The sequence below is a fragment of the Streptomyces canarius genome (genome assembly GCF_014650735.1).
Taxonomy (GTDB): domain Bacteria; phylum Actinomycetota; class Actinomycetes; order Streptomycetales; family Streptomycetaceae; genus Streptomyces; species Streptomyces olivaceoviridis.
Genome location: NZ_BMVN01000005.1, coordinates 58,711 through 79,515 on the forward strand (window position 1 = coordinate 58,711; position 20,805 = coordinate 79,515).

Sequence of the window (20,805 nt, forward strand, 5' to 3'; positions counted from 1 at the left end):
TGGCCGTCGTGCAGGAAATGTGGACAGAGCATTCAACCGGTCATATGTGACCGGTGCCCGCGCTAGAGTCCCGACCTGCGGAAACGGACAACTCAAGGGGGAAGGGCCATGGCCTGTGGCCGGTGAGTTCGGCGCGGTGCTGCGCCGGCTGCGCGAGGATGCGGGACTGACCCAGGACGAGCTGGAGCGGCGTTCCGGTGTCAGTGTGAGCACCATCCGCGGCCTGGAGACCGGCAAGCGCAGCAACCCGCGGATGACCACGGTGCAGCAGCTGGCCGACGCGCTGGCCCTGCGCAGCGAGGACCGCGAGGAGTTACTCGGTGCCGCCGTCCCGGGGCGCCGGGGCGGCGGCGCGGGCGCCACGGGCGAGGCGGAAGCGAGTGCTCCGGAAGTGGGCGCGGCGCAAGCGGGTGGGCCCGCCGTGGCGCCGCCCGCGGTGCGGGCCGCGCCGACGGAGGCGGCCGAGCAACTCGCGAGGGCGGTGGCGGCCCGCTGGCAGCGCGAGGAGGAGCAGCGGCGGATCCAGGACCCGTACCCGCTGCCGGTCCGCTGGAAGGCCGCCTGCGAGACGCTCACCGACCACTGGGCCAACATCCGCCGCCTCCCGCCGGGCGCCCCGAGCGGCCCGCTGGATCTGAGCGGCCGGCTGGAGGGCATCGCGGAGACCTACCGGAGCGTCCCCTCCGGGCGGCTGGTGGTCCTCGGCAGGTCCGGGTCGGGGAAGTCGGTCCTGGCGCTGCGCTTCGTCCTGGACCATCTGAGGTCGCGGACGCCCGCCGAGCCCGTTCCGGTGATCTTCAGCATCGGCGCCTGGGACCCGACGGCCGTCACCCTGCGCGACTGGCTGACCGAGCAGTTGACGCGTGACTATCCCGGTACGGCCGCCCCGGGACCCGGCAAGGTCAGCCTGGCCTCCGCGCTGGTCGACTCCGGCCGCGTACTGCCGGTGCTGGACGGCTTCGACGAGATGGCCGACGGTCTGCGTCGGCCCGCGCTCGAGGCCCTCAACGCCACCACGCTGCCGCTCGTGCTCACCAGCCGCCCCGCCGAGTACGCCGCCGCGGTGGAGGAGACGGATGTGCTGACCTCGGCCGCGCCGATCGAACTCGTCGATCTCACCCTGGACGACCTGGACCACTATCTGCCCCGCACCACCCGCAAGACGGACCGCTCGGACCCGGCGGCGGGCGCCTGGCAGTCCGTGCTGAACAAGCTGCGCGAGCCCTCGCCTGACAGGTCACCGGCCCCGCTCGCCACGGTCCTGTCGACGCCGCTGATGGTGGCGCTCGCCCGCACCGTCTACAGCGATACGCCGGAGCACGATCCGGCCGAGCTGCTCGACACCGGACTGTTCCCCGGGGTACGGGAGTTGGAGGAGCACTTGCTCGACAACTTCCTTCCCACCGTCTATCGCCGCTCCCGACCGGGTGCGCGCGGCTGGGACCCCGAGCGCGTCCAGCGCTGGCTCGGCCACCTCGCCCGCCATCTGACGGAACTGAGGACTCCGGACCTGGCCTGGTGGCGACTCGGCCACGGCCTGCGCAGTTCCACCCGCACTCTGGTCACCGCCCTCGTCACCGCGCTGGTCATCGGACTGGTCGACGGCGCCATGTCCGCCGCCTTCAGCGGCTCGTTGGCCGGTGGCGTGCTGGACGGGACGATCGTCGGCCCACTGGCCGGTCTCCTGTTCGGGCTGGTGCACTGGTTCACGTACACGGTCACGGGCAAGGACGTCCAGCCGTCCGCCGTACGGCTGCGCATCCGCGGCCGGCCGGAGACCACCACGTGGCGGGCGGGTCCCCGGCTGGTGATCGGCGCCCTGGGCGGCGCGTTCTTCGGCTTCGCCTACGGTTTCGTGATCGGCCTCCTGCACGCGTTCGGCTGGAACGCCGGGCTGTCGTCCGCGCTGGAGCTCGGGCTGATCGACGCGATCGTCTTCGGGCTGGTCTTCGGTGGCGCCGCCGGGCTCTCCTTCTGCCTCCTCGGCCTCCTCGAAACGCCCCTCGACATCGTCTCCGCCGTCAGCCCGGGCAGCGTCCTGCGCACCGACCGCCGGACGGTGCTCACCCAACTGTGCTTCTGGGCACCCGTGTTCGGCGCGGCGGTGGGATTCGGGATCGGGGTGGTGGTGGATCTGCTGCAAGGGCACCTGGGCCGGCTCGTCATGGACCCCACGGGCAGTCTCATGCTCGGCACCATCAGCGGTCTGGGCGGCGCGCTCGGTTACACGCTGACCCTGACCGCCTGGGGCCAGTGGTGTCTGCTCACCCGCATCTGGCTGCCGTTGACCGGACGCCTCCCCTGGGCCGTCGCCGCCTTCCTGGACGACGCCTACCAGCGCGGCGTCCTGCGCCAGGCGGGTGCGGTGTACCAGTTCCGCCACGCCCGGTTGCAGAGCCGTCTCGCACAGGGCCGCCGGCGAGGATGAGCCGGCGGTCCCGGGGAGGTGTCCGTCGAGCGATGTGCCGGTGGTGCGGATCAGTTGTCGGTGATCCAGGTGCCCTTGTCGGGGTGCCAGTGGATGGTGGCGTTCTGGAAGCGCTGCATCCGCCCGCCGCCGGCCTCGTCCGTCTCGTCGGTCGTCGGATACCCGAGGACGCTCTCGTGGCCCCCCGCATGGAACGCGTCGTAGATCGCGTCATGCACGACGTGCGTACCCGTCGACGGCGACCACAGGAACAACCCCCGCTCGAAGAACTGGTACCGCCCCTTCGTCCCGTCCGGCGCCCGCGACGCATCCGCCTCGTCCATCGTCGGGAAACCCCAGCGCCGCTCCGCGTCCGTCGCCCACAACTTGCTCAGGACATCCCCGTACACCGCAAACGCCACGTCCGGGTGCCACAGGATGATCCCGTTCTGGAACTGCTGGAAGCGCCCACCCAGCGACGAGTCGCGTTCGCCCCGGACCGGCTGTCCCAGGACGCCGCCGGGGCCGCCCATGCTGTCGTACTTGACGGCGATGGTGCCGTACGGCACGAGGTCGTCGAGTGCGTTGTAGCGGCGGGGGGAGAAGCCGCGCAGTCCGTCGTTCCAGACGCGTTCCTCGGCCACGTGGCCGAAGTCGTACTCCTCGCGCACCACCGGCCGGGTGTGGGCCGGGTCCGCCCAGCGGACGAACAGCGCCACGTGGTCGACGCCGCCCGAGTCCCGCAGCAAGGCGTCGCCGGGCTGGAGGTCGTCGGCCGGGATGCCGGACGTGACGTCCCACAGGCCCCAGGTGGTGAGGGAGCTGCTCAGGTGCCAGGCCATGGAGACGTAGCCCGAGCAGTCCGGGCGGTAGCAGCCGAACTGGTCCTCGTGGCAGCCGGACTGGCTGTACGGCACCTGCTCGGCGATCCACGACCAGGCGCGGTCCATGGCCTCGCCCCGGCCGATCGGCCCGTCGGGGCTCGACGCGCTCGCGGCCGGTACGGCGCAGAAGGTGGTGACGAGGAGCGCCGAGGCCACAGCCGCCGTGCGAAGCACTGTGCGGTGAAGGGACTTCAAGGGAGTTCTCCCGTTCAGTTGTCGGTGATCCAGGTGCCCTTGTCGGGGTGCCAGTGGATGGTGGCGTTCTGGAAACGCTGCATCCGCCCGCCGCCGGCCTCGTCCGTCTCGTCGGTCGTCGGATACCCGAGGACGCTCTCGTGGCCCCCCGCATGGAACGCGTCGTAGATCGCGTCATGCACGACGTGCGTACCCGTCGACGGCGACCACAGGAACAACCCCCGCTCGAAGAACTGGTACCGCCCCTTCGTCCCGTCCGGCGCCCGCGACGCATCCGCCTCGTCCATCGTCGGGAAACCCCAGCGCCGCTCCGCGTCCGTCGCCCACAACTTGCTCAGGACATCCCCGTACACCGCAAACGCCACGTCCGGGTGCCACAGGATGATCCCGTTCTGGAACTGCTGGAAGCGCCCACCCAGCGAGGCCGCCTCCTCGGCCCGGACCGGCGCGCCGAGGACACTGCCCGGGCCGCCCATGCCGCCGTACTTCGCCCCGATCGTGCCGTAGGGCTGGAACGCCTCGTCCCGCAGCGCCACGGCGGTGCCCTCGGCCTGGTCGTAGCGGAGCGGGTAGTCGGAGCGCTGGACGGCCTGGGCCAGCTGCCCGGCGGTGCTGCCCTCCATGCCGGGTTCCATCTGCTCGGCGACCTCGAAGAACTTCGACGCGGCGTAGTCGACGTCCAGGACCTGCTCGGGCGATCCCCAGCCCTGCGAGGGGCGTTGCTGGAAGACGCCGAGCGAGTCCCGGTCCCCGCACGCCAGGTTGTTCATCCGGGACTCGACCCAGCCGGTCTCGAACCCGGCGAGCATCACCTTCGGGGAGACGTTCATGCGCTGGCCGACCTCGTAGACCTTGCGGGTGACCGCGATGTCGCGTTCCGCGGGGATGTCGCAGTACGCCGTGGCGGGCGCGGCGTGACCGAGGGGGCCGGGTATCTTCGGGGGTCGAATGCTGTCGGCGCTCGCCGGGCCGCTGCTGAGGGCGGTCAGCACCGTGAGGGCGGCGAGCAGGGCTGTGCCGCCTGCTCTCGCGCGTCGTAAGCGGACTGCGCGCACTTGATTCCTCCTGGGGGGTGTGTTCTGCGAGGGCACGTGCGGGGCGTGACTCACGGGTTGATGCCGTCGTACTGGAGGACGCGGTAGGGCGACTGGTGGGGCTGGCCGTTCCACTGCGAGACGATCAGGGTCAGGGAGGTGGGGCCGGCGCTGCCCGGGTGGATGTATCCGCCGTAGAGGAAGGGGAGTTGGGGCTTGCCCCAGTGGTTGGCCGGCCAGGTGGCGTTGCCGACGATCTGCGGCTTCGGCGCGCTCCACACGGCGTCGGGCCGGGGGGCGGTGCGGGTGCAGATCGAGTAGTCGGTGACGTCGAAGTAGCTCATGCAGTACGTGCCGCCGATGCGCTTGACGGAGAACTCGCCGATGTTGTTCCCGGAGAGGATCACGGACGGCTGCACCGCGCGCGTCCACTGCCATCTGCCGTCCAGGTAGGCCCAGTTCTCCTGCGCTCCGAAGTTGCCGGCGCGGAACTCCTCCGGCCGGATGCGGAAGAGCTGGATCGCGCCGCCGTCACCGGTGTTGAGGTGGCTGCCGTTCCAGCGCTTGGAGAAGATGTACAGCCAGCCGTCGGGGTCGATGCCCGCGAACGACCACATGCCGTACAGGGACTGGTTGACGCCCTGGGTGTCCCCCGCCCAGTGGTAGGGGTAGTCGTGCCAGGTGACGCCGTGGTCGTCGGAGTAGGCGACGCCGGACATCCGTGAGCCGTCGTAGCCCGCGGGCGGCTGCCAGACCTCCACGGAGGTGTACTGGATGTAGGTGCGGCCGCCGAACTCGATGCAGTCGTTCGGGATGCGGCTGACCTCGAAGCCGTGTCCGTTGTCGGCGTTGTGCTGGTAGTCGAAGAGCTGCCGGGCGCCGCCTCCCGTGGGCATGGCCCACGTGAACGAGATCGGCGTGGAGCCGGAGGCGTCGAAGGATGCCTGGTTCAGCATGACGGGGGAGCCGAGGTACTCCCCTCCCAGCGCGGGTTCGCTGAAGGAGTCGCCGAAGACATAGCCCCAGGTGTTGTCGTGCACCCGGTAGTAGGGGATGGCGAGGTCGCCCGATCCCAGCCCCTGCGCACGGGCCGAGTCGCCGGGCTGTTCGCACAGCGGCGCACCGTTCTGGGCCGCGGCGGCGGAGGGGGCGGCGGCGAGGGAGCCGCCGAGCGCGCCGGCGGTCAGGGCGACGCCCGCGCCGGCCTTGAGCAGGGTTCGGCGGGTGGGCGGACGGCGGTCGGGGTGTGCGGAGTCGGACATGGTCGTCCCTTCGGGGTCGGTCGGCCGCGGTGGACCCGGTCGGTGGGTCCGCCGCGACGCGCTGAGTGACGGTCGGGTATGCGGGCCGCGGGCGCGGTGCCGGCGGTCGTGCGGGTTCGGGCACCGCGGCCGGTGCCGGGGTGGCGGCACGAGGTGATCGCCGCGCCACGGCCGCGGATACGGACCGGACGGACCAGGGGGCCCGCGGCGGTCGGCTCATCCTGGCGGGGGGCGTTGAAGAATCGATGAAATCCCCGTTCAGCGAACGGATTCGGCGTCCAGGGAGTTTCGACGGAGGAGCCGTCGCGGAGCCGTCACCCGTCGGCCCGGACCGTCGCACACCCACAGCGGTGTCATGGGAATTTCATCGGCCCTCCTTAGCGTGACCGTGCCCGGACGAAGCCGCCGGTACGGGAGGGACGGTTCGATGGCATGCCGGAGACGCTGAACGCGCGGCTCTCGGACGTCCAGAAGGCCGTCCGCAACGGTGCGCAGATCCCGATCCACGGCCCGACCGGCGAGTTGGGTGTGCTGAACGTGATCGCTCCGGGCCAGGTCGACGGCGAGACGGATGTCGTCTTCGGGTCCAGGTTCATCCAGGAGGTGTCGCTTCACCGTGGACGGCCCGCCGCAGTCCTCCTCCCTGCTGACCTGCTCCCGGTCGGTCGACCCGACCTCGGCGCACTACGTCGGTCGGACGAGGCTGTTCTCGGCGGGCCGGTGGGTGACCGAGCGATTCACCGAAGAACAGGTCGCGACCTAGCCTGAGTTGGAGGTCGAGGTCCTGAACTGAGATCGACGTGTGAGCACGCCGGGACGCCGATGACAGCCTTCAGCGTGCTCCTCCCCTCCCGGGGCGTCACCGCGTCCCGGCACATCCCGCCCCGCACCACACGAAGGCTCACAAGGAGGCACGCTGTGGCAAGGACATCGAACCGCTGGCGACTGACGGCGACCGGGATGGTCACCGCCGTCACCCTGGCCGTGGCCCTGGCCCTGCCGGCCGGTCCGGCCCAGGCTGCCGACGGCACCGCACCGCCCCCGTTGACGAACGGATTCGGACTGACGCAGGTCGACACGGCCGTGGGTGGTCCCACGAACTTCACCATCACGGTGGCCACGCCGGAGGTCGCCGGCAAGCACCACATCAAGATCATCCTGCCTAGCGGCTACTACGGCGACCCGAACAGGCGCTATCCCGTGCTGTACTTCCTGCACGGCTCGCCCGACGACCCGATCCAGCAGAACTATCCGGCGCTGACCATGTCCGACTCGATGATCACCGTCATTCCGGACGGCGGCGCTCGCGGCTGGTACGCCAACTGGCTGAACCAGAAGACGCAGCTCGGCGTCCAGAACTGGGAGAACTTCCACCTCAAGCAGGTAATCCCGTTCATCGACGCGAACCTGCGAACCATCCCCACCAAGAAGGCCAGGGCCGTCGCCGGTGTCTCCATGGGTGGGTTCGGCGCCCTGCACTACGCGCAGGTCCGGCCCGACCTGTTCAGCCAGACGGCGTCCCTCTCGGGAGACATCGACCTGTCGGTCCGGTCCATGGACCTGCGGCTGGCCGTCGTCGCCTCCGTCACCGACGCGCTCGGCGCTATCTGCGGCTCGTCGTCCGGAGCCTGCGACCCCGACAACTCCCCCTACAAGCCCGGCGTGGACAGTGACGCCCTGTTCGGCTCGCCCTACCCGGTGTTCAACGCCGACTGGCGGTGGAACGAGGTCGATCCGGCCGCGCACATGGACAAGCTCGCCGGGATCGGCGTCTCCGTCTACGTGGGCAACGGCGGCGGCGTCCCCACCGAACCGGAGTTCTGGCTCGAAGGCGCGGCCCAGCACGTCAAGGACAGCATGGACGCGCTCGGCATGCCGTACCACTACGTCGACTACGGCGACGGTTCCACCTGGGGCACCCAGTGCAACGGCGGCCACAACGGCGGCTGCTGGGAACAGGATCTGCGGGACCTGATCCCCAGGCTGGAGCGGGCGTTCGCCTCCTGACCGTACGCACGCGCGACGAGGGGACGGGACGGCTGCCGTCTCCCGCGCGGCGGCCGTCCCGTCCGGCGTCCGCACGCCACGCCCGCCTCATCGCACCGCACCGGCACGGGTGCTTGTAGGCGGCCTGTTGCGTCCTGGGGCGCTCAGGTCCGCGGAAGCCGACGCTCTCCGCAACGGCTACCGCCCGCGCGGGTGGGACACCCGCGCCGGGACTGTCGAGCTCGCCGTTCCCGAGCGAGGCCCGCCACCGTTTGCGCGGCGCGGTCGGCGACAGCAGCTGCGTGCACGTGGGCGGGCGTGTCTGGTCGGCGGCCTGGCAGCCAGCGCGTAGGCGGCCCGCTCTCCCGTCGGATACCCCTGCCGTTCCTCGTACTTGACGGTGAGGACGGGCAGCGCGTCCTCGATCTGCTGGCGGCGGGCCGACTGCCGGCCGATGAGCCGCCGGTCGATTCCCGCGATCTCCATGACCGGCCTGCGGCCGTGCGCCACCTCGCGCGGCTCCCACGCCCACCCGAGCCGGGCGGACATAGCCTCCATGAAGTACAGGGTGGAGAGGGCGTCGGCCGCGACGATGAGCCTTTCCTTGACCCGGGGGCGGCGCTTGCCGCCGCCATTCCAGCGGATATCCACGACCGCACCCTCACCCACGCCGGCGTCATCGCCAGCGTCATGTCCCGGGCGGGGTCCTGGCACGACTCCAGAACCCGCGATGGTTGTCGTCCATCAGGGCCCACGCGAGGTGCGCCGTCACCGAGGGCCGGAACGTCAGGTCGAAGCCCAGCCAGGGGGTGCGCTCCTTGACCTTGTCGGTCTTGGGCGAGCGGTTGTGCTCGATGGGCCTGCCCAGCACGGTCGCCCGCCGGGCCTGCGCCGGACTCTTGCCGTCCGAACTCTTACCCTCCGGACTCCTGCCCTCCGCCAGGAGTTCGCGCTCGATCCGGTCGGCGTCCGGGTGCCACCCCTCCCCCCAGCAGCAGCTCGCCCTGCCGCTCGGTCACCACATCTCCAGCCGGGTGCGCGGCAGATGGCCAGTGTCTGGCACAGCAGCGCGCCGCGCTACGGCACCCAGTCGCCCCACCACCGGGGCGCGCCTCGTACGGGGGGCAGCGGGCTCGGGTGACGGTGACGGTGACAGGTACGTTGGGGCACTGACTGAGCACTTCGGCGAGGGCGGACCGCTCCCCGGTGCCGACGCTGAGTGCCCAGCGGGTCTTGTCGGCCACCCACTCGGCCGCGTACTGGCAGCGGTAGCCGACGACCGGCGGCAGCCGGGTGCTGGGGGGTACTGGTCGGCCCTGGACCGGCACGCGGGCGGGGCAGCCGACGGACGGCACGGCGGCACATCAGGAGCGGTCGACGGGGGCCGGGGACCGCGGGGTGCGGGGCGACGGCCGCCGGGCCGACCGGACTGGGCTGCCGCCCGGGGAGGAGAGCGGCACTCCAGCAGGGGCGCCGGACCGACGCGGCCCGTCGGCGGGCGGGCGACGAAGCGGGGCGGAGCCGAGGTGCGGCGACCACGCAGATCCAGGACGAGGACATCGCCCCGCTGTTCCCGCTCAAGCACAACCTCAACGTGCTCGGCCGCTACAGCTTCACCGCTTCCAACGCACGCAACGGGCTGCGACCGCTGCGTGATCCGGATGCCATCGACCTTGACGATGACGACGACGGGCAGGAGAGACGAGTGGGCGCTACCGCACAGCGCCCGCGTCACCGATTGGAGGATCGTGTCCTCGTCGCGGGGGTTGGAGGCACCGAGGCGGGCGACGAAGCCGTTCAGGGCCCCGGTGGGGGCGAACGCATGGGCATCGTCCCGTCCGTTGCCCCCGGCCCCTGGTGTCGGGGGGACTCTCCCGGGCGGTACGGGTTCGTCAGTCTGCTTTCGGCTGGGTGCGTCGGGCGTAGGCGCGGGCGGCGCGGGCGCGGTCGCCGCAGCGGGTGGAGCACCAGTGGCGACGCCCGTGGCGCAGCAGGTAGCGGTTACAGGGGGTGGAATCGCAGCTGGTAAGGCGGTTGGCGTCGGGGCCGGTGAGGAGGTCGGCCGTGTTGGCCGCCAGGCTCGCGAGGGCGCGGTCGAGGATCTCGTTGGTGGGGCACGGCGCCGCGCGGTAGGGGCCGTTCTTCTCGTCCCAGTACAGCAGGGCGGCCGTGGGAGCTCTGCCCAAGGCGTCGTTGACGGCGGACAGTGCCGCGGGAAGGGGGGGCAGTCCGTTGACGTGGGCGGCGAACAATGCCCTGATGTGTTCGCGCAGGGAGCGCAGCTGCGTCGCACACATCTCCTGCACTCCGGCGTCGGCGGGCGCGAGGCCGTGTTCGGTGAGCCAGCGATTCGTGGCCTCGGGGGTGCCGAGGAAATCGATGAAGTGCCCTCCGGGTAGTGCGACGGCGCTGTTGACGAAGTCGAGGGCGAGGTATTCCTCCCCGCCCGGGGCGGGCGGTGGCGCGGATTGGGCGGTCAGGGTCTCGCTCATGGCTCTCATGGTACGGCTTGCGTTCATCCGTGACACACCTCTACCGTTCATCACGGATGAACCGCCTTCTGTCCGTGAGGTTTTGATGCCCGATACCAGAACGACCACTGAGCAGATCCCCATACGCGTCTTCGGCGGCCCGACCGCCCTCTTCGAATACGGTGGCCTGCGATTCCTGACCGACCCGACGTTCGACGCGCCCCGCGACTACCACGTGCCGGGCGGCCGGCTGACCAAGACGGCGCCCGCCTCCGCCGTGCCGTCCGGCCTCGGCCGTATCGACGTGGTCCTGCTCTCCCACGACGAGCACCCCGACCATCTCGACGACTCCGGCCGGACGCTGCTCGCCGACGTCCCGCTGACCCTGACCACGCCCGGGGGCGGGCAGCGCCTGGGTCGGGGAGCCAGGGGGCTGGTCGACTGGGAGCAGATCGAGTTGGACCGCCCCGGCGGCGGAACGATCACTGTCACGGGTGTGCCAGCCGTCCACGGGCCCGGTCCGCGCGAGGAAGTCGAACCGATCACCGGCCAGGTCGTCGGATTCGTCCTGACCGGGGATGGCCTTCCCACGGTCTACGTCAGCGGCGACAACGCCTCGCTCGACCTGGTCAAGGAGATCGCCGAACGGTTCGGCGCGGTGGACACCGCCATCCTGTTCGCCGGAGCTCCCCGCTTCCCCATGCTCTTCGACGGCGCGTTGATCGTCCTCGACAGTGCGCAGGCCGCCGACGCCGCCCGGATCCTTGGTGCCCGCCGGGTGGTTCCCGTCCACTACGACAGCTGGGCGCACTTCACCGAAGGCCGTGACGAACTGATCGCCGCCTTCACCGACGCCGGGCTGCCCGACCGCCTGGACCTCTGCGACCGGGCCTGACCACGCAGCCGGGCACGCCGGGACGCCGACCGATGCCTCGGCAGGGCCGGTAGGGGTCCGCCTCCTCTGGCTCGGCTTGCCACGGCGCCACACCCGCGTCCTCTTCGGACCTCCCGAGCCGGCAGAGGCGCCGTCCGGCAGGGTCATGCTCAGCGAAGGAACTCCGTGACGACTACCCCGCACGCTCGCATCGAGGATCTCCCGCGGTCCCAGGCGCAGCGCCGCGTCCTGATCGTCCTGATCGTCGCTCAGGTCCTCAGCGGCGCCGGACTGGCGGCAGGGGTGACCGTCGGTGCCCTGCTCGCGCAGGACATGCTTGGCTCGACCGGCCTTGCCGGCCTACTCAGTGCCGTGTCCATCACCGGCTCCGCGCTGGCGGCCATCGCAGTCGGGCGTATCTCCCAAGCCCGTGGCCGTCGCTCCGGTCTTGCCGCCGGGTACCTGGCCGGCGCCATCGGCAGCGCGGGCGTCATTGCCGCCGCCGTCGCCGGCAGCTCCGTGCTGCTGTTCGTCGCGATGTTCGCCTACGGCGCCGGTACGGCCACGAACCTGCTGGCCCGCTACGCCGGTGCCGACTTGGCGGCTCCCCAGTATCGCGCCCGCGCCTTGTCCACCGTGCTGGTCGCCACCACCCTGGGCGGCGTGGTCGGCCCGAATCTCGTCGCACCCGCCGGCAACCTCGCTCATGCCCTGGGCATCCCCCGCCTGGCCGGGCTGTTCCTTCTCTCAAGTGCCGCCTACGCGATAGCCGCGTTGGTTCTGGCCATCTGGTTGCGCCCTGACCCACTGCTGCTGGCCCGCACGCTGGAAGCTGAGCGCACCGCCGAAACGTTCACGCGTTCAGACGAACCCGGCAGTCGGGCGCGGCCGGCAACCGGACGACGCCGCGCCGGCGTACCGCTGGGTGCGCTGGTCATGGCCCTCACGCAGCTGGTCATGGTCGCGATCATGACGATGACACCGGTCCACATGCACAACCACGGCCACAGCGCCGCCACCTCCGGCTTCGTCATCGCGATCCACATCGGGGCGATGTATCTGCCCGCGCCCCTGTCCGGCTGGCTCGTCGACCGGTACAGCGCACTGACGGTCGCCGCCGCCGCCGCGCTGGTTCTGCTGGCTGCCGGGATCGTTGCCGCCAACGCCCCTGATAGTTCTGTCGCCGCATTCGCGATGGCGCTCGCGTTGCTGGGTGTGGGCTGGAGTCTCGGTCTCGTCAGCGGCACCGCGATCATCACCGATGCCGTCCCGCTGGCCACCCGTGCCCGGACCCAGGGCTTGGTCGATGTCTCCGTCTCCGTCGCGGGTGTCATGGGCGGCATGGCTTCAGGCTTGGTTGTCACAGCCGCCGGCTACCCTCTCCTGGCGGTCGGCGGCGGTACCCTGGCGCTGGCCATCGTGCCGGCCATCGTCGTCGCAGCGCGCAGTCGCTGAGTGGGGACCTCTGGAGACGGCCCCGCACCGGCAGGACCGCGCTGCTCACCGCCGCCGTCCCGGCCGCATTACTGGCCGGCCTCACGCCGGCCCACGCCACAACCACGGCGGGTGCACCCGCCGTGGCCCGGGACCGGACCGCGTGCCCGAGCGGGTTCGTCTGCATCCACCCCGACATCGACTTCGACGGTTAGTGAAGCGTGGCTGGCTGGACGAGGACGTCCCCGGTCTGTTCACTTTGGCCCGTCACCGAGCTGGCGATTCGCCCAACTCCCGTTAGCAGCAGGGACCTTCCGCGCCTACATTCGAAGGTGCGACACATATCGGATGCTGGACGGGAAGAGCCCTGGAGATGAACACCGTACGATACCCAACTCACTACTGACCCCTTTGCGCGCTCCCTCAGCGCCTTCGAGACGCTGACCACCACGCTGTCGGGCGGCAATGCGACCGCCTGGCCCCACAAAAAAGGGGCCGGGCACTCGCGCTGGCTGGCCACTGCGTTCGGGATGGTCCGGGTCAGCCGAGTCGCTCACCGGGGCCGGGACGTGGGCAACGTCCACCCTGCCGACGCTGTGTTGTCTCTGCCGGCGGGCCGACACTCGACGGGGTTACGGCGGCTCGCGGTCACCGAGGCCGTCCGTGGCTCGTTCGACCAGGCCCACGATGCCAGTCGAGCGCCGCTGCGGGAGTGTGCTCGGCAAGCGAAGGTTGGAAGAGCTCGTGGTCGCCGCCGCGGTCGACGTCGACGGCTTCTACCGGACCTTGATCCCGGTCCCGTGCAGCCGGGACATGCCCTTGGTGGTCCAGGTGGACGGCAAGGGCGTAGTCATGCGCCTGGAGGCCCTGCGCGAGGCTACCCGCCGAGCCGCCGCGAAGGCCGCCAGTGGTCACCGCGGTCGGCTCGCGCCGGGCGAGAAGCCGAACCGGAAGCGGATGGCCACCGTGGCCTGCGTCTTCGACACCCGCCCCGCCCCCAGGCGCCCGCACGATGTGATCCACCCGCCGGGCGGCCGAAGCGGCGAACGTCCCGCGCGCCCCCGGCCAAGGGCGGAGAACAAGTGGTGCACCGCCTCGCTGGTCCGTCCGCCCGAGCAAGTCATCGCCGACATCTTCGACCAGGCCGAGGCGCGCGACCCGAAGCAGCTGCGGCCGTGGGTCGTCCTGGTCGACGGGGCCCGCCACCAGCTCGACCTGATCGAAGCGGAAACCGGCCGGCGCGGCGTCACGGTCCACGTCCTGCTGGACTTCGTGCACGTGGCCGAGTACGTCTGGGCCGCCGCCCACGCCTTTTATAAACCCGGCACCACCGAGGCTGAGACCTGGGCGGCCGACCATCTGACCGCGATTCTCTCGGACCACGCCGCTCGCGCCGCCGCCGAGATGACCGCTCAGGCGGAGGGGGAACACCTGTCAGCCTCGCGGCGCGAGGGCGTCGATGCCTGCCACCGCTACCTGACCGGCCACCTCGATCAGCTCCGCTACGAGATCGCCCTCGCGCGCGGATGGCCGATCGCCACCGGCGCAGTCGAGGGCGCCTGCCCCCACCTCATCGCCGATCGCCTCGACATCACCGGCGCCCGCTGCGGCCTGCACGGAGCCGAAGCTGTCCTGCGACTGCGTGCCGTCGTCTCCAACGGCCACCTCGACACCTACTGGCGCTTCCACCTCGCCCGCGAGCACGAGCGTCTCTATCCCACCCCCGAGCAGCGGACTTACCCCCTCACCGCTTGATCGCGAGCCTCACGAGCCCCTCAAGATTTCGGGCGGACATGCAGATGCCCCTCGGTCGGAAACGCGGGCGGTTGAGCAGGCAGGACCGCTTCGAGCTCGAAGCCGCATCTCTCAGCCACACGACATGAGGCACGGTTGCCCACCGCATGGAGCAGATCCAGTCGCGCCACCGCTATTGGCGAATGCTCGCTGAAGGCCCACCGCACCACCGCCTCCAGGGCCCGGGAGGCCAGCCCCCGCCCTCGAGCCTCGGCCGCTGTCCAGTAGCCCACTTCCGCAGAACTGTCATTCCCGATCTTCACCGTCACATGGCCGACCGCCGCAGCGAAGCCTTCCCCTCCGTCTTCCAGAACGGCGAAGCTGAATCGGCTGCCATCGGCCCAGCCCTGATGCTGGCTGCCGATCCAGCGACGAGCATCAACGTCGCTGCTGATCACACTCGTCAGCCAACGACGCAGGTCAGGATCCCGATGCGCGGACACAAGAGAGCCGACGTCGTCGACCTGCCAGGGGCGCAGTCTCAGGGCAGGCAGCGCCGCAGTCGACCCCACGGACAGTTGGACGCTCACATGATCCTCCGATCAACTCGGCTGCTGATCAACAACCTAGCCGCCGAGCCCCCCACAGAGGACAGGAGTCCTTGTTCCCTTCAAAGGAGCCGCACCCATCGACATTGGAGTCACTGGTCCTGTCCCAGGCGTCTCAGACCGCGGTGGCCGCTCCGTCGGGAGCGACCGCGAGTCAGAACTGATCGATGAAGCCGTTGGAGAAGGACCTCAGACGTTGCGGCGCCGACCAGGCCGTCGCGCCGGGGGCGAGCGTGGGGGGCATCGCCTCGTATTCCCAGCCTCCGTCGCCCTGGACCCATCCGGCGGTGACGGTGCCGTCCGCCGCCGCGGCCAGCCGGGGCATCGACAGGTCCAGTCCGGCGTAGGCCGTGAGCGGAGCCGAAGCATCGGCGCCTTCCTATCTCGCCACCACTCACGCCGGTAATCTGCCGATGGGGGAAGGTCGTGGGTTCACATCCCGCCACCCTGACCGGGAAGTACCAGATCAGGTGCCTGATCTGAGTCGCAGAGGGGGCTGACGTTCATGTTCACGACCCGCACGACGCCTCCAGGACTTGCCCGTCGCATGGCCTTGGTGGCTGCGCCCTTCGCCGGAGGGGCGTTAGCCAGCGTGATCGCGTTCTTGCTGATCCGGGACTCGTTCCCCGACAAGGTGACTACGCACTTCACACTTGACGGCACCGCCGACGGCTACAGCTCCCCTGTCGCAGCACTTGGCCAGTACATGCTGGTGTTCGCGATCGAAGCAGCCGGCACCATGGCCGCAGGCTTCTCCACCAGGTCCGCGCTCAAGAGCACCAGGTCGCTGTGTGTCTTCTCTTGTGGCTTGGCCGCCGCGACCGCCTACCTCCTCATCGCGGCTATGTTGACCGCCAGTGGCTCCGGCGGACACACCGCGCAACTGCCCCTTTTCCATCTGCCCGTGGCCGTCGTCGTCGGCGCCGCCGTAGGCGGTGCCGCCTGGCTCATCTCCAGGAGGCGCGCATGAACCAGGACCCGACTCCACACCAGGTGACGGTCTGGCACCGGTCTCTGGCCAGCGGCTGGATGCTCGCCACAGGCATCGTCTCGGCAGCCGGCCTGCTGGTCATCGCCGCGGTCGACCACCCGCACCGGACCGTCGCCCTATGGCTCTTGATCGTTTCCGCAGCTTTCCTCATCACCGGTGCCATCCGTGTCACCGTCTCCCCCCGCGGGGTCACCGCCGGATCGGCCCTCCTCCCGTTCCTGCGACGCCGTTTCCCTCTTGACCGCATCCAGAGCGCTTCCGCCCGCTGGACCCGACCCACCGAGATCGGAGGATGGGGCTACCGCTGGAACCCCGGCCTCAGCTCCATCTCGCTCCGCGAGGGCGACGCCCTGTGGCTCACTCTCACCAGCGGCAACCAGTTCGTGATCACCATCGACGACGCCGACACCGCTGCCCAGCTCACCAACCAACTCCGCGCTCACGGACGCAAAGGTCGCTGACATGCTGGTGACCATCGACCGCTCCTCGCCCCAAAGCCTCGCCGAGCAGATCGCGGCCTCCGTCCGCCGCAACATGGCCGATGGCAAGCTCTCCAGGGGAGACCGCCTCCCTCCCGCCCACGCGCTGGCCCACAGCCTGGACATCAACATGCACACCGTCCTGCGCGGCTACCAGATCCTCAAGGACGAGCAACTCATCGAACTCCGCCCCGGTCGCGGGACGGTGGTCACCGCCGACGCCCCCAGCCTGGCCCTGGTCATCGCGGCATGCCGGCACTTCATTCACCTCGCCCAGCAACGGGGATGGCAGACCCCGACATGCTCCAACTCGTGACAGACCGCCTCAAGCCAACCGGCTGACGAGACGTGCAGGAATCTTCGAGGTGGTGGTCCTGGAGCACTGCATTCAACGCGCGCTGTGGACTGGTTGGCGCCGCCGCTGCCACTGAGCGGGCAAATGCCGGACCCGGCGCACGCGTTCGGCCCGCTGCGGCCGGCCGAGGGCGTCGTCTGGCACCGTCACGGCCGTGGGCGGGGGAGACGACCCATGCGCGGACGCCTTCGCGCCGGACGAGGTCGGGTGTGTGCTGCCTTCCGCACTGCGGGACCGGGCGTAACGCTCCCCCACCACGGTGGTGCTGGGTATCGCCCACAGCATCCGGTGCACAGTGAACATCGATGCGTATCACTCTATGGGCGGTACGCACCGAGTGAGGTCGATACGGTGGAGCGGCACCGGTTTGCGGCGTCGCGTTCCCCCTTGACACAGGCCGTGGTCAAGGGGCATGCAGCGGGAGCACGCCGGGTGAACGCGCGGAATAGTTCCCATCTGTGTCATCCACTCCGCCCGGTGGAGTCCACCCGGTGGAGTGGAGGCCGGGCATCGTCGGCGCGCATGACAGTCAGCCCCCGGCCGCGATGCGCGGTATCGAAAACGCGCCGCAGTCAAGTCCAGCGGTTACCCGGTGTCGGGAACGCCTGGTCCGCTCCACCGACTGGCGGACATCACGCATACAAGTTCAACTAGCCAGGGTGAGGTGCCCGCTCATCGCGGCGGTACAGAAGGCCAGCACCGCGGCAGCGGCTACGGCCTGCGCCGCCACACTCACCCGGTATCCCAGTCGGAACAAGCCGATCGCTGAGAGGAGTACCAGTCCACCGAATCCTCCCACGTAGGCGAAAACCGGCGTCAGCGACGCGTGGGGGTCCGGCTCTAAGGGGTTGAAGTCGGTCCGCGCCAGACCGGTCAGCAGGGCGACGATTCCGACGATGGCGTCGAGTAACCACAGCAGGACGGCGAAGAACACGTCTTCGCCCGTACCTCGACGGGAAGGTGAATGGTCGTGCATGAGCCAAGCTTCTCCGTGCACAACAGGCTGGGGCCTGAGTACGCATACTCAGACACCACCGTCGATCAGTGATTCCCTACCCGCTGGCGTGCTCCAGCACGGTCGCATACAGCCGTGCACCAGCGACCTTCGGGTGGCGGAGAAGCGCTTGAGTTTGCCATCGGGACCGGCCGCGTAGCCGTCCCGCTCGCGGGGCGAGGAGTCCCGGTCACCGGCATCGAGCTGTCGCTCCCGATGATGGAGCAACTGCGAACCAAGGCCGATGAAGCGACGTCCCCGTGATCGTTGGTGACATGGCGACCACCGTCGCTCCTGGGAAGTACGCCCTCGTCTGCCTGCTGTACAACAAACGCGCGGGGGTGGGGTGCGCAGCTGGCGATCGTCAGGGCCGCATCCGCGGGGTGCGGCGCCCGGTCACCCCGGCGGCACACAGCCGGGACCAGGCCGACAGACGGCAGTGAGCGGCTGCTCTCCCGCAAAGGGGGACGGCTGCTGACGCAGGAACAGTACGAGGAGGGGGCTGAGGACACCATGACCGTGGAGCAGCAGCTCCTGGGCCGGCTGCACGAGGAGGGCACCACTGCACCGAGCGCCGGGAGCGCCCGCCGCGAGCACGACACCGCCGACCGGGTCATCGAGGACTGAGGACACCGACCATGTCGTACACCGACCACATGCCGCCCGTCGGCAAGGTGAAGCAGAGCCACCCGGAGCTGACTGACGACTGCCGCCCGGGCGGGAGGCCATCTTCAGCGGGTCGGGCGGGGATGGGTGCAGGGGTGAGGCAGGCGGCAGGAGGGCGGCGCGTTCGGCGGCGGTGTCGGGTGCGCAGGTCTTGAAGGCGGCTGGACGCGGGCGTGGGTGTGGAGGTCGATCGCGTCGGTGAGGTGGTCCCATGCGTCGCTGTCGAGGCCGGCTGGGCGGGGACCGAGGACGTCGGGGCCCGCGCGGTGGTGGCGGCGCCGGTAGTCGCCGAGGGTCCGGGGCAGCCGTCCTCGCCGTGGATGTACTCCCGGCCGGGTCCCTCCTCAGGGGTGGGCCGGGAGTAGCCGTGGGTAGTGGTCCTCGCGGCGATTGGCTAGGGCTACTTCTGGCCGGCGCAGGGGTCGCAGCAGGAGGGGGCCGGTTCGACGCAGACGCTGACGGTGTCGGTGTTGTTGGCGGTGTCGGGGTCCTTCTCGTTGGCGGTGGCGGTGGCGGTGTTGTCGACCAGGCCGGCCTTGGTGGCTTTGGCCCGCAGCACGAGGGTGGCGTTGGCGCCGTTGGCCAGGTCGCCCACGGTCCACTGCCCGGTGGCCGGGTCGTAGCTTCCGGGGCCTTCGGCGGACAGGAAGGCGAGGCCGTCGGGGAGCTGGTCGGTGACGGTGACGCCGGTGGCATCGTTCGGGCCGGCGTTGTGGACGGTGATGCGGTAGGTCACGGTCTGGCCGACGGTGACGGTGGTGGCGTCGGCTGCCTTCACCACGGTCAGGTCGGCCGCCGGTTTGACCTGCGTGACCTGCTCGTTGGAGGTGGAGGTCAGGGACTCTGGTGTGTCGCCGAGCCGGTTCTCGTAGGAGGCGGTCGCGGTGTTGGTGATCTGCTTGCCGCCGCTGGCCCGGTCGATGGTGACCCGGTACTCAACCGTGGTTCCCGCCGGCAGTGTCTCGGTGTTGGGCAGGCCGCCCCCGTCCGCGGCGGTGGCACCGTTGCCGAGGTGGAAGACGACCTTGTTCGCCTGGGCGTCGTAGTACGCCTGGTCGTCGCCTTGCGCGTCGGTCTTCGCTCCGGTGTTGGGGCCGTCGACGATGCGCAGGGAGCCGGGCAGGTACGTCGTGCCCTGGGGGATGACGTCGGTCAGGGTGAGGTTCTCGGCCGCGCCGCCTCCTTCGTTCTTGGCGGTGATGCGGTAGGTGACGACGTCGCCCACGTCCAGCGGTCCGGCCGGGATGGCGGTCTTTTCGAGCGACACGTAGGCGGCGGTGCCGAAGAAGATGCCGTCCAGGAAGTTGCCGATGCTTCGGTTGCCGCCGGCGGCGGAGATGGAACGGAAGGCGAAGCGCGTCGTTGTCTGGCCTGCCGGGACGGTGTAGGTGCCGGTGTAGTAGCCCCAGGCGGTGTTGCCGTCGGTGAAGCGCCTCTGCTCCACCGTGGAGCCCGGTGCGCCGATGTCCAGCGCCATGGTGTCCTGCCCCTGGCGGCCGCGGTGGTACAGCCGCCAGTAGAGCTTCGTACCGGGGGTGGTCGGCAAGTCCTGGTAGAGCGTGGAGACTTCATTGGCGTTGAGCTCGGCGAATTGGGCGCCGTCGGCTGCCGGCACCCCCTGGAAGCCCGAATGCCACAGTTCGATCCTGTGGTCGGAGGCCGTGGTGAGCCAGCCCGGGACCCGCTTGGCCGCCTGTGTCTGTGAGGCGTCGGGCAGAATCTCCACGCCGGTCACGGAGGGCTGTTCGAAGCTGCCGTTGACCAGGGCAACCCGGAGCGGGGCAGCGGGAGGTGTGGTCATGGGTCTTCCCCCTTGGGTGGGCACTGCTGGTATGCGCCGCCAGGCCGCACCTCTGCGCGCCGCGGCGGAGCCGAAACGCTCTGTAGCGCACCGCACTGACGTGATTACGTACAGTGTTGGATGGAGAGGTCCAGCCAACCCCCTGGAGGCAAGTTTGCGGGAGCCGCGCCCGCACGTCCGCTGCCGCGACGTCATCCCTGCGGCGTCGGTACGCCACTTCCGTCACAGGGGCTCCTCAGCCCTCCCTCGCGCATCGCCGACATGACCGAAAGCCCATGGTGCACGTGCTGCCGTCACTCTCGCTCAGGGTGAATCGGCCAGTAGCGGGTTGACGGTTCTGGCGCAGCGGCACACGTATAGGGGCTGCGGTCTCCCGGTGGCGCTCCGTGACGTGCCGGGCGACCGCGTCGACGCCGGGGCGGGCGTACCGCTCCAGGGAGCGGACGGAGGCGTGACGGGAACGGGCCAGCAGCAGCGGGGTGGAGGTGCCGCCACTCTCGACGGCGTGTGTGAGGGCACTGGGGCGGAGCCGGTGGAGTGTGAAGCCGTCCAGGTCCTCGATGTCCTCGATGTCCTCGGGTGAGGCGAGCGGGGTGGCCAGGAGACGGGTGTTCTCCTCGAAGATCTCCT

At 70.2% G+C, this 20,805-nt stretch carries 16 protein-coding genes and 3 pseudogenes; 10 read left to right on the plus strand and 9 right to left on the minus strand.

Annotated elements, in window-relative coordinates; all coding sequences use genetic code 11:
- The first annotated feature begins 115 nt into the window (after window positions 1–115).
- On the plus strand, window positions 116–2,428 hold the full coding sequence (locus tag IE294_RS09220) for a helix-turn-helix domain-containing protein (RefSeq protein ID WP_189884197.1): 2,313 nt from the start codon (window positions 116–118) through the stop codon (window positions 2,426–2,428).
- Between the two features lie 50 nt (window positions 2,429–2,478).
- Here the strand turns inward: IE294_RS09220 and IE294_RS09225 are convergent, their stop codons facing one another.
- The 3 genes from IE294_RS09225 to IE294_RS09235 are packed head-to-tail and all read right to left on the minus strand — an operon-like array spanning window position 2,479 to window position 5,782.
- The gene (locus tag IE294_RS09225; protein ID WP_189884199.1) at window positions 2,479–3,486 is read right to left on the minus strand and encodes an LGFP repeat-containing protein; all 1,008 of its coding nucleotides are present in this window, start codon (window positions 3,484–3,486) and stop codon (window positions 2,479–2,481) included.
- Window positions 3,487–3,500: 14 nt separating this feature from the next.
- Window positions 3,501–4,541, minus strand: coding sequence for an LGFP repeat-containing protein (locus tag IE294_RS09230; RefSeq protein WP_189884201.1), 1,041 nt, complete (start codon window positions 4,539–4,541; stop codon window positions 3,501–3,503).
- Window positions 4,542–4,591: 50 nt separating this feature from the next.
- Window positions 4,592–5,782: a glycoside hydrolase family 183 protein gene (locus IE294_RS09235; protein ID WP_189884203.1), complete on the minus strand. Its 1,191-nt coding sequence runs from the start codon at window positions 5,780–5,782 to the stop codon at window positions 4,592–4,594.
- Between the two features lie 432 nt (window positions 5,783–6,214).
- On the opposite strand from IE294_RS09235, the gene IE294_RS09240 reads away from it, so the two are divergent.
- Entirely contained in the window at window positions 6,215–6,550 is a 336-nt protein-coding gene (locus IE294_RS09240; RefSeq protein ID WP_306433389.1) for a hypothetical protein, read from the plus strand.
- A 192-nt stretch (window positions 6,551–6,742) separates the two neighbouring features.
- Complete coding sequence (locus tag IE294_RS09245) at window positions 6,743–7,789, plus strand: alpha/beta hydrolase (protein ID WP_189884639.1); 1,047 nt, start codon at window positions 6,743–6,745, stop codon at window positions 7,787–7,789.
- Between the two features lie 235 nt (window positions 7,790–8,024).
- Here the strand turns inward: IE294_RS09245 and IE294_RS09250 are convergent.
- Window positions 8,025–8,790, minus strand: a pseudogene (locus IE294_RS09250) (relaxase domain-containing protein); the annotation flags it as partial.
- A gap of 870 nt (window positions 8,791–9,660) precedes the next feature.
- Complete coding sequence (locus tag IE294_RS09255; RefSeq protein ID WP_229917068.1) at window positions 9,661–10,260, minus strand: CGNR zinc finger domain-containing protein; 600 nt, start codon at window positions 10,258–10,260, stop codon at window positions 9,661–9,663.
- A gap of 85 nt (window positions 10,261–10,345) precedes the next feature.
- Here IE294_RS09255 and IE294_RS09260 point away from each other — a divergent pair, with 85 nt between their 5' ends.
- From IE294_RS09260 to IE294_RS09270, 3 genes and pseudogenes are all read left to right on the plus strand, one after another.
- Complete coding sequence (locus IE294_RS09260; RefSeq protein WP_189884206.1) at window positions 10,346–11,134, plus strand: MBL fold metallo-hydrolase; 789 nt, start codon at window positions 10,346–10,348, stop codon at window positions 11,132–11,134.
- Window positions 11,135–11,299: 165 nt separating this feature from the next.
- Complete coding sequence (locus IE294_RS09265; protein WP_229917069.1) at window positions 11,300–12,568, plus strand: MFS transporter; 1,269 nt, start codon at window positions 11,300–11,302, stop codon at window positions 12,566–12,568.
- A gap of 359 nt (window positions 12,569–12,927) precedes the next feature.
- A pseudogene (locus tag IE294_RS09270) lies at window positions 12,928–14,302 on the plus strand (ISKra4 family transposase); the annotation flags it as partial.
- A gap of 20 nt (window positions 14,303–14,322) precedes the next feature.
- Here the strand turns inward: IE294_RS09270 and IE294_RS09275 are convergent.
- Together IE294_RS09275 and IE294_RS09280 are read right to left on the minus strand one after the other, a co-directional pair.
- The gene (locus IE294_RS09275; RefSeq protein WP_189884208.1) at window positions 14,323–14,871 is read right to left on the minus strand and encodes a GNAT family N-acetyltransferase; all 549 of its coding nucleotides are present in this window, start codon (window positions 14,869–14,871) and stop codon (window positions 14,323–14,325) included.
- Between the two features lie 172 nt (window positions 14,872–15,043).
- Window positions 15,044–15,214, minus strand: coding sequence for a hypothetical protein (locus tag IE294_RS09280; RefSeq protein WP_189884210.1), 171 nt, complete (start codon window positions 15,212–15,214; stop codon window positions 15,044–15,046).
- A 180-nt stretch (window positions 15,215–15,394) separates the two neighbouring features.
- Between IE294_RS09280 and IE294_RS09285 the strand changes: the two genes are divergently transcribed.
- Genes IE294_RS09285 through IE294_RS09295 form a run of 3 tightly spaced genes read left to right on the plus strand, consistent with a single transcriptional unit; the run spans window position 15,395 to window position 16,675 of the window.
- A complete protein-coding gene (locus IE294_RS09285; protein WP_189884212.1) occupies window positions 15,395–15,859 on the plus strand; it encodes a DUF1648 domain-containing protein in 465 nt (154 codons plus the stop codon).
- Complete coding sequence (locus tag IE294_RS09290; RefSeq protein ID WP_189884214.1) at window positions 15,856–16,341, plus strand: hypothetical protein; 486 nt, start codon at window positions 15,856–15,858, stop codon at window positions 16,339–16,341. Before IE294_RS09285 ends, IE294_RS09290 begins: the two co-directional genes overlap by 4 nt.
- Before the next feature lies 1 nt (window position 16,342).
- Complete coding sequence (locus IE294_RS09295; RefSeq protein ID WP_189884216.1) at window positions 16,343–16,675, plus strand: GntR family transcriptional regulator; 333 nt, start codon at window positions 16,343–16,345, stop codon at window positions 16,673–16,675.
- Window positions 16,676–17,360: 685 nt separating this feature from the next.
- Here IE294_RS09295 and IE294_RS09300 read toward each other — a convergent pair.
- Window positions 17,361–17,690, minus strand: a complete 330-nt coding sequence (locus IE294_RS09300) for a DUF6234 family protein (protein WP_268252776.1) — start codon at window positions 17,688–17,690, stop codon at window positions 17,361–17,363.
- Window positions 17,691–17,819: 129 nt separating this feature from the next.
- Here IE294_RS09300 and IE294_RS09305 point away from each other — a divergent pair.
- Window positions 17,820–18,037: pseudogene (locus IE294_RS09305) on the plus strand (class I SAM-dependent methyltransferase); the annotation flags it as partial.
- A 737-nt stretch (window positions 18,038–18,774) separates the two neighbouring features.
- Here IE294_RS09305 and IE294_RS09310 read toward each other — a convergent pair.
- Window positions 18,775–20,175, minus strand: coding sequence for an isopeptide-forming domain-containing fimbrial protein (locus tag IE294_RS09310; protein ID WP_189884220.1), 1,401 nt, complete (start codon window positions 20,173–20,175; stop codon window positions 18,775–18,777).
- Window positions 20,176–20,805 lie beyond the last annotated feature (630 nt).

Excerpts from the sequence above, each read along its gene's own strand:
- IE294_RS09285 (WP_189884212.1), top strand. The coding sequence starts at position 15,395 with ATGTTCACGACCCGCACGACGCCTCCAGGACTTGCCCGTCGCATGGCC.
- IE294_RS09295 (WP_189884216.1), top strand. The coding sequence starts at position 16,343 with ATGCTGGTGACCATCGACCGCTCCTCGCCCCAAAGCCTCGCCGAGCAG.
- IE294_RS09245 (WP_189884639.1), top strand. The coding sequence starts at position 6,743 with ATGGTCACCGCCGTCACCCTGGCCGTGGCCCTGGCCCTGCCGGCCGGT.
- IE294_RS09300 (WP_268252776.1), bottom strand. The coding sequence starts at position 17,690 with ATGCACGACCATTCACCTTCCCGTCGAGGTACGGGCGAAGACGTGTTC.
- IE294_RS09260 (WP_189884206.1), top strand. The coding sequence starts at position 10,346 with ATGCCCGATACCAGAACGACCACTGAGCAGATCCCCATACGCGTCTTC.
- IE294_RS09255 (WP_229917068.1), bottom strand. The coding sequence starts at position 10,260 with ATGAGCGAGACCCTGACCGCCCAATCCGCGCCACCGCCCGCCCCGGGC.
- IE294_RS09280 (WP_189884210.1), bottom strand. The coding sequence starts at position 15,214 with ATGCCCCGGCTGGCCGCGGCGGCGGACGGCACCGTCACCGCCGGATGG.
- IE294_RS09235 (WP_189884203.1), bottom strand. The coding sequence starts at position 5,782 with ATGTCCGACTCCGCACACCCCGACCGCCGTCCGCCCACCCGCCGAACC.
- IE294_RS09290 (WP_189884214.1), top strand. The coding sequence starts at position 15,856 with ATGAACCAGGACCCGACTCCACACCAGGTGACGGTCTGGCACCGGTCT.
- IE294_RS09310 (WP_189884220.1), bottom strand. The coding sequence starts at position 20,175 with ATGACCACACCTCCCGCTGCCCCGCTCCGGGTTGCCCTGGTCAACGGC.
- IE294_RS09240 (WP_306433389.1), top strand. The coding sequence starts at position 6,215 with ATGCCGGAGACGCTGAACGCGCGGCTCTCGGACGTCCAGAAGGCCGTC.